Genomic DNA, 9,519 nt, shown 5'->3' with positions numbered 1-9,519 from the left:
CCACTTGGTTGCCAGCTTAAGGCTTCGAAGTGTCTAGTGAACCGGGGGCGATTCAGCGTATCGTGAATCGTCACCGCTACAATGCCGCTGAACATGGCATCCAGTTGTCCGGTTCCTGATCGACTGTCGATCCAGAAAAAGCCACCTGCGGGTGGCTTTTTTATTTCTGTACCCCCTCTTGCAGTAAGGGATGAGGCAAAAAAGGCTGCTACGCGGGGGCGCTGTCCCCGAGGGGAATTTTGTCTTGGGACGGCCCGGCGACAATAAGGCCCGCCACCAGTTGGGGCAGGCCTTTTCCTGATATAGACAATATCAGCGCAATTCGCCGACGTAGATTTCCACTCGCCGGTTGAGGGCCCGCCCAGAGGCTGTCGTATTGTCAGCGATCGGTTGGGAAGCGCCTACGCCAGCGGTTTTAAAACGGCTGGAGCTGACACCTCTTCCGACCAGATAGTCGCGTACGCTTTCCGCGCGCCGGACAGACAGCGGATTGTTGATGGCATCGCTGCCAGTGCTATCGGTATGGCCAACGATGTCTACGCGTGTACCGGTGTTGTTGCGCAGGCTTGTGGCGAATTGGTCGAGAACCGTGCGGAAATTGGGCTGGATGTCCGCACGGTTGACGGCAAAGGAAATGTCGCTCGGGATATCCAGCTTGAGCTGATCATCCGCCGTGCGGCTAACGGATACTCCTGTCCCGGCGGTCGCCTCTTCCATTGCACGACGTTGCTGCTCCATGCGTGAAGACCAGATGTAGCCACCGGCGGCACCGACTGCGGCACCAATAGCCGCATCGCGTCCGACCTTGTTTGAACCGCTAGCCTTGCCGATGGCAGCTCCGGCGGCGGCCCCGATACCGGTACCGATCAGCGTACCGCGCTGAGTCTCGGTCATGTTGGCGCATCCCACTAGGATCAAGGCGGCAGTGAGAGCGGGTAGTGTCGAGGAAGTCTTCATGGCGTGTCCTGTTATCGTGCGTTGCAACAAAGAACCGCCCAAGCGGCGGGCGGTTCATGCTGAATTCTGACGTGCAAGGACATGGATCGCCAGCCCGGCGACAAGTTCTCCGCCCGAAGGGCGTGGATCAGGTTTCGCCGTCGCCACGCGTGACGCGCAGGATTTCGTCCAGAGAGCTGATGCCATTGCGGACCCGTTCGAAACCATCTTCACGCAGGCTGTGCATGCCATGCAGACCAGCGTGCTGGCGCAGTGCCTGTTCGTTGGCGCCGTCATGAATCAAGGTTCGCGTAGTCTCGTCGAACACCATCAGTTCATAAATGCCGCCCCGCCCTTTGTAGCCTGTGTGCCCGCAGGCTTCACAAGCCCCTGCACGGTACAGCGTATGTTGAGGGCCGATGCCAAGCAGTTCCTGCTCGGCTGCGTCGGGAGAGTAGGCAATACGGCAGGCAGGGCACAGTCGCCGGACCAATCGCTGGGCCAGTACGCCGATGGAGGATGAGGCCAGCAAGAAGGGCTCCACGCCCATATCGATCAGGCGGGTCATGGCGCTGGGCGCGTCGTTGGTGTGCAGCGTGGCGAGCACCAGGTGGCCAGTAAGCGAGGCCTGCACGGCGATCTGGGCGGTCTCCAGGTCACGGATTTCACCGATCAGGATCACGTCCGGATCCTGGCGCAGAATGGCGCGCAGGGCACGGGCAAAGCTCATGTCGATGCGCGAGTTGACCTGGGTCTGTCCGACACCATCGAGCTCATATTCGATCGGATCCTCCACGGTCATGATGTTCAGCTCTTGCGAATCCATCTGTGACAGTGCGGCATACAGCGTGGTGGTCTTGCCCGAGCCGGTGGGGCCGGTGACCAGCAGGATGCCGTGAGGCTGCGCGAGCAATCCTTCCAGACGCTTGTGCGTGTCACCGGGCATCCCGAGAGAGTCGAGATCCAGACGGTTCATGGACTTGTCGAGCAAGCGCAGCACGACGCGCTCGCCGTGTGCCGTGGGTAGCGTGGAGACGCGTACGTCCACGGGGCGGCCGGCCAATCGCAAGTTGATGCGTCCATCCTGTGGCAGCCGTTTCTCGGCGATGTCGAGCCCTGCCATGATCTTGATACGCGATACGATGGCCGCATGCAAACCGCGTTGCGGCGCAATCACGTCACGCAGCACGCCATCCACGCGGAAACGCACGGTGGCGCGCGCTTCGAAGAGTTCGAAGTGGATGTCCGAGGCCTCCTCACGCAGGCCTTCCGTCAGCAACGCATTGAGCAGGCGGATGACCGGCGCATTTTCCTCTGCTTCCAGCAGGTCCTGGGTTTCAGGCATCTCTTCGAGCAGGCTGGAGAGATCTACCGTGCCGGCGATGTCTTCCACCATGCGCGAGGCCCGAGGCCCGCCTTCGTTGAAGGCGGCCGCCAGACGTACCTGGAATGGTTCAGGCTGAAGCACTTCGACACGTGCCGGTACGCCGAGATTGCGCTGCAGCTCAGCCAGCATGGCCACATCGCCGCCCGCGCGGAAACTCACGACTACGCTGCCATCTTCCGCGTGACTGTCGAACAGGCCGAATTCACGGGCGTGGGCGAAACTGACCAGGCGCGTACTCATGGTGCTTTCGGGCTTTCGTCCGCTGCCTGCGGGGCTGCTGTGGTTGCGGCGCCCTTCTGGGCTGACGGCAGCTCGGGCAGCGATACCGTCGGCAGATCGGGCAATACGACGCTGTGTTCCGGGTTATAGCCGACCTGGAGCTGCCGGATGTATTCGTAGCGTTCGCTGGCCAGCGCAGCGTTAGCCTTGCTGTCGCGCAGGATGGTGGGCTTCAGGAACACCATCAGGTTGACCTTCGAGTGAGAGCGGTCGCGATAGCGAAACAGCTGTCCCAGCCAAGGGATGTCGGCCAGCAGAGGTACGCGTTTCTCGTTGTTGGACACCTGGTCTTCGATCAGGCCTCCGAGCACGACGATCTGCCCGTCGTCGACCAGTACCTGGGTTTCTATCGTACGTAGTTTGGTGGCGATGCCGGTACCGTCGGTATTGACCGTGCTGTCGATGCTCGAAACCTCCTGGGCCACCGTCATGGTGATAGCACCGCCTTCCGAGATCTGCGGACGGATTTTCAGCTTCATGCCGATATCCTTGCGCTCCACGGTGGTGTAGGGGTTAAAGTTGGTACTACTGAGCGTGGAGCCGGTAATAATCGGGATATTCTGACCGACGACGATGCGCGCTTCTTCGTTGTCGAGCGTCTGGATGCTCGGTGTGGACAGTACGTTGGCGTCTCCCGTGCTTTGCAGCGCGGAAGCCAGGGCGCCCAGTGAGGCCGTGCCCTTGGTTGGGTCACCATTGAAGATGCCGACGTTGAAGCCTTCGGGAATCGTGGCGGAGGTGGAACTGGAGGCGAGCGCGGTGGCGATCGTGGCGATGCTGTTGGTGGTCGTGGTGGACAACGAGGAGATCAGGCCGCCCGCCACGGCCCACTGGAAGCCGAACTCACCGCCCTTGCTGACGTTCAGTTCGACGATCATTGCTTCGATGTGCACCTGGGCACGGCGTACGTCCAGCTTGTCGATCACCGTGCGGATGTTGTTGTAGATGTAATCCGGCGCGGTGACGATCAGCGAGTTGGTCACGCTGTCGGCCTGGATCATGACCGTGATGCCGTCGATCTTGACATTGGTCGAGGTGCTGCCCGAGGTGGTGCTCGTGGTGACGGCAGAAGAGGCCGCCGTCGAGCCGCTGCCGCTGCCGGAGGCCCCGCTGTTCGTGGTATTGCCGCTGTCCTGCCCGGTGAGGATGCCACGCAGGGTGGCCGCCAGGCGGGCAGCTTCCGCATTGCGCAGATAGACCACGTTGATATTGCCCGGGCTGACGGAGGGCTGGTCGAGCAACTCGACGATCTGGCGGATGCGCTCGGCATGTACGCGCGTTTCGGCACGGATCAGCAACTGGCTGTTGCGCGTGTCGTTGATCACCAGGGAACGGCGAACCCCTTCGGGAACCGCAACCGGTGCCGCCACCCCCTGAACCAGGACTTCGGGCATCAGGCGCGCCAGATTCTGGGAAATATCCAGGACTGCGCCGTTCTTCACCGGGATGGAGAACACCTCGACACTGGGCGGTTGGTCGATGTGCTCGATGATGCGATTGATGCGTGCCAGGTTTTCGGCATAGTCATTGATCACCAGCGTATTGCCGGCCTGATAGGCGGCAATCACGCTGTTGGGGCCCACCAGCGGGCGCAACACCTGGGCGAGCCGATTGGCCGATTCGTGCCGCAGCGGATAGACCTGGGTGATGTATTTATCGCCGGTCGCCGTGACCTTGTCTCCCGCGACCACTGGAGAACCGTGCTGTTTGGCTTCGGCTTCCGCCACCACTTTCACCACGGTGCCAGTATCCACCAGTGCGATGCCCTGCGAGCGCAGAGCGCTCTGCACGATGGGCAGCACCAGTGTGCGCGATACCGGTTGATTGGACACGATATTGACCGTTCCCTTGAGTTTTGGATCGATCACGAAACTCTTGCCGGTGATCAGCGTGACTGCCTTCAGTGTGGCTTCGAGTTCCGAATTGACGAAGTTCAGCGTGACCTGATCGCTGGCATCCTGCGCTTGCAGATTGAGTGTGAAACACAATAAGACTGTGGCCGTGAGGGCTTTGACTTTCATGGCTGGATCTTGAAATGAAGGTTTTGTGGCTTGCCGTCGCGCAAGACGACGAGTTCGACTTCTGAAGACTGGCTGAAATGGTGATAGAGCAGGGAGATATCCGGCAGTCCCTTGATTTCCCTGTCATTGACGCGTTTGACGATGTCTCCGTCACGCAGCTTTAGCAACCGCGCCAACGGTTGGTCCGCCACCGAGGTGATACGGATTCCCCCGTCGGGAAATGCCGCAAGCCCTTTGTCCCAGTTGGCCAGATTGCCTCGCTGCACGACACCGGAGAGTTGGCCGCGTGCCAGCTCGCTGGTTTGCCGAGGGGCTGGCCGGGCGCGTGGCTTGGCGGGGCGGATCAGACCTGGGTCGGTGATTCCGCCGGCTGCCGCAGACGCCTCAGCAGTCTGTGGGAAGGCCAGCTCATGCTGGTTGCCAGCCTGTTCGAAGATCACGCGGTCCGGCTGCACTTCCAGCAGGCGAACACCGGCGCGTAGTTCGTCTCCCACCGCCAGCGCCATCGTTGCAGGCTGGGCGCCACCGATGAGGGCCACACCCTCCCGCCCCGCGATGACGGCGATGAGTCGCAGATCATTGGTGAAGTCCGACGCGAGTGGTGCGGCCTCACCAGGAGGGGGCGAAAACCACGCTGTCAGCGCGCGCAGTCCCCCTTGTGTGTCGGCGGCTGGCGCTGCGGGCAGCGCCAATACGGGAGGCGAGCCTTGCCAGCCGGCCAGACGTCCGAGAATGCCGATCACCAGCCAGCACAGAATTGCCACGAGTAGAAGGTTGAGCAGCCCCAGCCAGCGCTCCGGCTGTTTCAGGGGGGGCAGGCGGATGGCGGTGAAGGATGGGAAAGAGAGTTTGAGCATTGCTGGTCGGTCTGGTTGTTCAGTTGTCGGCCGGTGCGGCACGGCGAGCCCACAGCAGCACTGGAAGATCCCGCCCGTCGCGGCGTAACAGCGCCTCATAGCCCAACTGCACACGGTCGAATCGCGCCTGTACTTCGACCAAGAAATAGCGGCTCTGCACAGACACGAAGGCGGTGGCCTGCTGGCGCAATGATTCGGGCAGAACCGCCGTGAATGCTGCAACCGAGCGGAACGGGTTCCCTGTGCGCCGGGAGAGTACGCTGCTGGCGTCGGAGGAGTTTAGCCCGGGAATTGTGGCCATGAGCGCTTCGGCAGTCGCGAAGTTGACATTCAGTTGCGTACGCTCAGGCAGCAGGACCACATGGCGTTGCAAGCGCTGACTGTCTTCGCTGGAAGGCCGCACGATTTCGAGCAGCTCCATCAGTTCAGGCTCGGCGCCTGGTTCTCGCTTGCGCAGATCCTGCCAGGCGGTCAGAACCCTGGTGAGGAGGCTGGCATTCACGCCCAGTCCATTGGCCGCACGTTGTACGGCGGCTTCGTCGATCTTGGCGCCTTGAGCGGGCAGCAGATTGGTCAGGTTGTAGCGGCCTTGCTGCTCGACGATCTGACCACTGACCCGTCCTTCCTCGATGGCGATTGGAGGAATGGGGATGGTCCAGGGTTCGAGCATGTGGTCGACCTGATTCTTGCGCGCATCGTCGCGCAGGGTCAGCCGTACCATGTCGATCGAAACGAACACGGCTGTGGTGGCTGAGCTGAAACCGGCACGATGCTTCAACTGGCGCATCCAGAGCTGCTGGCGCTGCACGAAGAGCAAGGCCAGGGCTGCGACGATGGCGACCACCAGCAGTGCCAGAACGAGAGCCAGCCCGCGCTGGCGGTCCATGTGTTTCATGGCAGATAGTAGATGCGTTCGAACTGGCCGCGTCCGTCCAGGGTGAGACGCAAGCGCATGCCGCGTGGGCGAGTGGCATCACTCAGCGTGTCACTGTTCGGCCAACGCGCCTGCCAGACATTGTTTCCATCGAGAAAAGCCAGATCACAACGGCTGACGTCGTCCAGCAGCAGGTGGTCGGGGGTTTTCCCCTCAGCTTCGGCCAGTGCGCTTGCCGCTTCGGCAAGGCTCTGGGCTTGGCTCTGGCTTGTGGGGAGGATCTGCAGGGTGAAGCGCCCATCCTGCAAACGGTAGCGGGCGTGAACAGGCAGATTGTCGACGCCGAAGCGCATCAGGTCGAGTTGGCATTGCGCGCCGGATGTCGTGCCGGAAGCCTGCACCGCGCTGCGGGTACGCCCCTGCTCATCAACCCAGAAGCGTGGAGCAATCTGTGTCAGATCCAGCGCCAGGCGTTCGAACACCAGCTCCAGTTCGCGCCAGCGACGCATTTCGCCGTCAAGCCGGGCCTTCGTGCCCACCATTACATCCAGTCCACGCCAGGCGAGCAACGTCACCACCGCGAATACCGCCAGCGCCACCAGCACTTCGATCAGCGTGAAACCCCGGCGATGCATCTCAGTTCCCCGCCCGTGCGATATAGCTGACCTGGCGGGCGTACAGATCCTCGCCATTCTCGGCAAACACCTTGACCTCGACACGCCGGAAACTCAGATTCGGCGTGGCGCTGGTTTCCTGACGCCAGATGAATTGATATTCCCCTTGCGTCGCCGTGCCATCCAGCGCGCCCATCTCCGGGAAGTTGCGCGTGGCAAGCAACTGGTTGATGACGTTGCTGGCCACCCAGCCGGCCACGGTACGCTGCTGGAGTTCGAAAGCCTTGTCCGCACCGAAGCTGGCGGCGCGGATGGCCGCGCCCAGCGCGATGCTGATCACGGCTAGTGCGATCACGGTTTCGAGCAGGGTGAAGCCACGTTCAGGGCGTATCTGCATTTTCAAGCGTATCCAGGCTCACGCGGCCCATGGCATCCAGGCGGATGGATATCCGGGTGTGGCCACCTTGCAGCAGCAGAGTGAACGGCTCGGAGAGCCCGTAGGCGGCAAACACCAGACGCTCACCAAGAGGTCGGTTGCGCCCACTGACCTCCTGCGAGACGATTCTTACATTGTTACCAAGGCGGCGCGGGCGCAGCATTTCTCCGTCGGCCATTGCCTGCCAGCTGCGCCGGCCAGCATCGCCACGCCAGAATTGCCAGGCATCGCCATCACTGGAGAACGCAACTTCGCGGCCGCTGTAGATGGCCTCGTCGCGTGCGGCTTCCAGCGCCAGCGACAGCCGCTCAGCAGCATGCCGTGTGGCGCGTTGGCCATCATCGTCAAGGCGTACCACCACTAGCCCGGCCACGATGCCGACGAGGGCCAGTACGATCAGCACCTCCATCAGCGTGAAGCCACGCATTGCGCGCATGCGCAGGTCAGGGAGCCCAGTTGCCGATGTCGGCGTCGTATTCCTCGCCACCTGCCTGACCATCGGCACCGTAGCTCATCACATCGATGTCGCCGTGCAGGCCAGGGTTGAGGTAGAGGTAGTCGCCGCCCCAGGGATCCTTGGGCAGGCGCTCAAGATAGCCGCCGCGCTTCCAGTTGGCGGGCGTCGGATCGCCAGAGGGCTTCTCGATCAGTGCCTGCAGCCCCTGAGCCTGCGAGGGGTAGCGGCCGTTATCCAGCTTGTAGAGTTTGAGCGCGCCAACGATGGACTGGATGTCCTGCTTGGCTGCGACGACGCGGGCCTCGTTGGGGCGATCCATGATCTTGGGCACGATCAATGCCCCCAGGATCGCCAGGATGGAGACCACGACAAGGATCTCGATGAGGGTGAAGCCGCGATGACGTTTTTGATTGTGATGCTGCTGCATGTGTTGTCTCCTGCTACTTAACTACTTGATTAGTTGATTCATCTCGAACACCGGCAAAAGGATGGCCAGTACGATGAAAAGCACCACCGCGCCCATCACCAGCACCACGGCCGGGCCGAGCAACTGCGAAAAGGTTTCCACCTTGCGTGACAGACCGGCGGATTGCTCCAGGGCCGCGCGTTCGAGCATGGCGTCCAGCCGGCCGGTGGCTTCACCGCTGGCCACGAGGTGGACAAGGATGGGCGGGAAAGATTGCGCGGCAGAGAGCGCACGCGCCAGCGTCACACCTTCACGCACTTGTTGTGCCGCTTGTTCAGCCGCACGCTTGAGCGGCAGATTGATCATCACGCCGCTGGCTGCCGCCATTGCAGTGAGTACTGGTACACCACTGCCGGCGAGGATGGCCAGTGTCGAGGCGAAACGGACGGTTTCCGCGCTGCGTTCCAGCTTCCCGAACCAAGGCATGCGCAAACGACGGGCGTGCACACGGTAGCGGAACGATTCGTTGCGCATCGCCTGCAGGAAGGCCACCACACCGATGGCCAGCAGCAACAGCAACCAACCACCCCAGCTGCCCAGGAACTGGCTGATCGTCAGTAGGATCTGCGTGGGCAGCGGCAGCGCCTGTTTGGCGCCCTGGAATACCTGCACCATCTGCGGCACCACCCAGGTCAGCATACCGACGATGACTGCGCTGGAAACCAGCAGCACCATGGCCGGATAGATGAACGCCATGGCCAGGCGGGATTTCAGTTCCTCACGGCGCTCGAGGTAGTCCGCCAGGCGCTGCAGCACGCCGGGCAGCTTGCCGGATTCCTCGCCGGCCCGTACCAGCGCGCGATAGAACGGAGGGAAGACCTTCTCGTGCCGGGTCAGTGCGGCGGACAGCGAGATCCCGGTGGCGATGTCCTGACGCAGTCGCGTGAGCAGGCGCGTCTCGCGGACGTTCTCGGCCTGTTCGGCCAGCACCGCGAGCGCTTCGTCGATGGAAAGCCCCGCATCGATCAGGCCTGCAAGCTGGCGCGTCAGTGTGGCGACCTGCATGCCACCCAGGCGTAGCGCCCGCTCGTTCTGACCGCGTTCTTCCTTCAGCGCCAGCACGGCCAGACCGCGCTCGCGCAGCAACGCACGCGCCTGACGGGCGGAGTCAGCCTCGATCTGTCCGCGCTGCGGGTTGCGCTTGCCTTCGGTCAGGGCCTGATAACTGAAGCTGGGCATTGGAGTCTCAGTC

General features: G+C 62.2%; 10 protein-coding genes. All 10 read right to left on the bottom strand.

Features of this window, described 5'->3' with window-relative positions:
• Positions 1-312: 312 nt before the first annotated feature.
• Entirely contained in the window at positions 313-957 is a 645-nt protein-coding gene (locus tag BGI27_RS12030) for a YiaD family glycine zipper/OmpA-like lipoprotein (protein WP_095525108.1), read from the bottom strand.
• Positions 958-1,084: 127 nt separating this feature from the next.
• The gene (gene gspE / locus BGI27_RS12025) at positions 1,085-2,563 is read right to left on the bottom strand and encodes a type II secretion system ATPase GspE (RefSeq protein ID WP_095525107.1); all 1,479 of its coding nucleotides are present in this window, start codon (positions 2,561-2,563) and stop codon (positions 1,085-1,087) included.
• Positions 2,560-4,623: a type II secretion system secretin GspD gene (gene gspD, locus BGI27_RS12020; protein WP_095525106.1), complete on the bottom strand. Its 2,064-nt coding sequence runs from the start codon at positions 4,621-4,623 to the stop codon at positions 2,560-2,562. The genes gspE and gspD overlap by 4 nt, the downstream gene beginning before the upstream one ends.
• On the bottom strand, positions 4,620-5,480 hold the full coding sequence (locus BGI27_RS12015; RefSeq protein ID WP_170943029.1) for a type II secretion system protein N: 861 nt from the start codon (positions 5,478-5,480) through the stop codon (positions 4,620-4,622). Before BGI27_RS12015 ends, gspD begins: the two co-directional genes overlap by 4 nt.
• 19 nt (positions 5,481-5,499) lie before the next feature.
• A complete protein-coding gene (gspK, locus tag BGI27_RS12010) occupies positions 5,500-6,375 on the bottom strand; it encodes a type II secretion system minor pseudopilin GspK (RefSeq protein ID WP_095525104.1) in 876 nt (291 codons plus the stop codon).
• Positions 6,372-6,989 (bottom strand): type II secretion system minor pseudopilin GspJ, encoded by a 618-nt coding sequence (gspJ, locus tag BGI27_RS12005; protein WP_170943028.1) that lies wholly within the window; start codon positions 6,987-6,989, stop codon positions 6,372-6,374. Before gspJ ends, gspK begins: the two co-directional genes overlap by 4 nt.
• 1 nt (position 6,990) lies before the next feature.
• A complete protein-coding gene (gene gspI, locus BGI27_RS12000) occupies positions 6,991-7,365 on the bottom strand; it encodes a type II secretion system minor pseudopilin GspI (RefSeq protein ID WP_095525102.1) in 375 nt (124 codons plus the stop codon).
• A complete protein-coding gene (locus BGI27_RS11995) occupies positions 7,349-7,840 on the bottom strand; it encodes a GspH/FimT family pseudopilin (RefSeq protein WP_170943027.1) in 492 nt (163 codons plus the stop codon). The genes gspI and BGI27_RS11995 overlap by 17 nt, the downstream gene beginning before the upstream one ends.
• A gap of 7 nt (positions 7,841-7,847) precedes the next feature.
• Positions 7,848-8,288: a type II secretion system major pseudopilin GspG gene (gene gspG, locus BGI27_RS11990; RefSeq protein WP_095525100.1), complete on the bottom strand. Its 441-nt coding sequence runs from the start codon at positions 8,286-8,288 to the stop codon at positions 7,848-7,850.
• Positions 8,289-8,309: 21 nt separating this feature from the next.
• Positions 8,310-9,506 carry a type II secretion system inner membrane protein GspF gene (gene gspF / locus BGI27_RS11985; RefSeq protein WP_095525099.1) on the bottom strand — a complete coding sequence of 399 codons (1,197 nt, stop codon included), beginning with the start codon at positions 9,504-9,506 and terminating at the stop codon, positions 8,310-8,312.
• Between the last annotated feature and the right edge of the window lie 13 nt (positions 9,507-9,519).

Source organism: Candidatus Dactylopiibacterium carminicum (assembly GCF_014736495.1).
GTDB classification, from domain to species: Bacteria; Pseudomonadota; Gammaproteobacteria; order Burkholderiales; family Rhodocyclaceae; genus Uliginosibacterium; species Uliginosibacterium carminicum.
The sequence above is the reverse complement of the archived record's forward strand: the minus strand, read 5'-3'. Positions and strand labels throughout refer to the sequence as shown.

Bases quoted from the DNA above. Each gene is read 5' to 3' on its own strand.
- gspD (WP_095525106.1), bottom strand. From the start codon at position 4,623: ATGAAAGTCAAAGCCCTCACGGCCACAGTCTTATTGTGTTTCACACTC.
- gspF (WP_095525099.1), bottom strand. From the start codon at position 9,506: ATGCCCAGCTTCAGTTATCAGGCCCTGACCGAAGGCAAGCGCAACCCG.
- gspI (WP_095525102.1), bottom strand. From the start codon at position 7,365: ATGCAGATACGCCCTGAACGTGGCTTCACCCTGCTCGAAACCGTGATC.
- BGI27_RS12015 (WP_170943029.1), bottom strand. From the start codon at position 5,480: ATGCTCAAACTCTCTTTCCCATCCTTCACCGCCATCCGCCTGCCCCCC.
- gspE (WP_095525107.1), bottom strand. From the start codon at position 2,563: ATGAGTACGCGCCTGGTCAGTTTCGCCCACGCCCGTGAATTCGGCCTG.
- BGI27_RS11995 (WP_170943027.1), bottom strand. From the start codon at position 7,840: ATGCGCGCAATGCGTGGCTTCACGCTGATGGAGGTGCTGATCGTACTG.
- gspK (WP_095525104.1), bottom strand. From the start codon at position 6,375: ATGAAACACATGGACCGCCAGCGCGGGCTGGCTCTCGTTCTGGCACTG.
- gspJ (WP_170943028.1), bottom strand. From the start codon at position 6,989: ATGCATCGCCGGGGTTTCACGCTGATCGAAGTGCTGGTGGCGCTGGCG.
- BGI27_RS12030 (WP_095525108.1), bottom strand. From the start codon at position 957: ATGAAGACTTCCTCGACACTACCCGCTCTCACTGCCGCCTTGATCCTA.
- gspG (WP_095525100.1), bottom strand. From the start codon at position 8,288: ATGCAGCAGCATCACAATCAAAAACGTCATCGCGGCTTCACCCTCATC.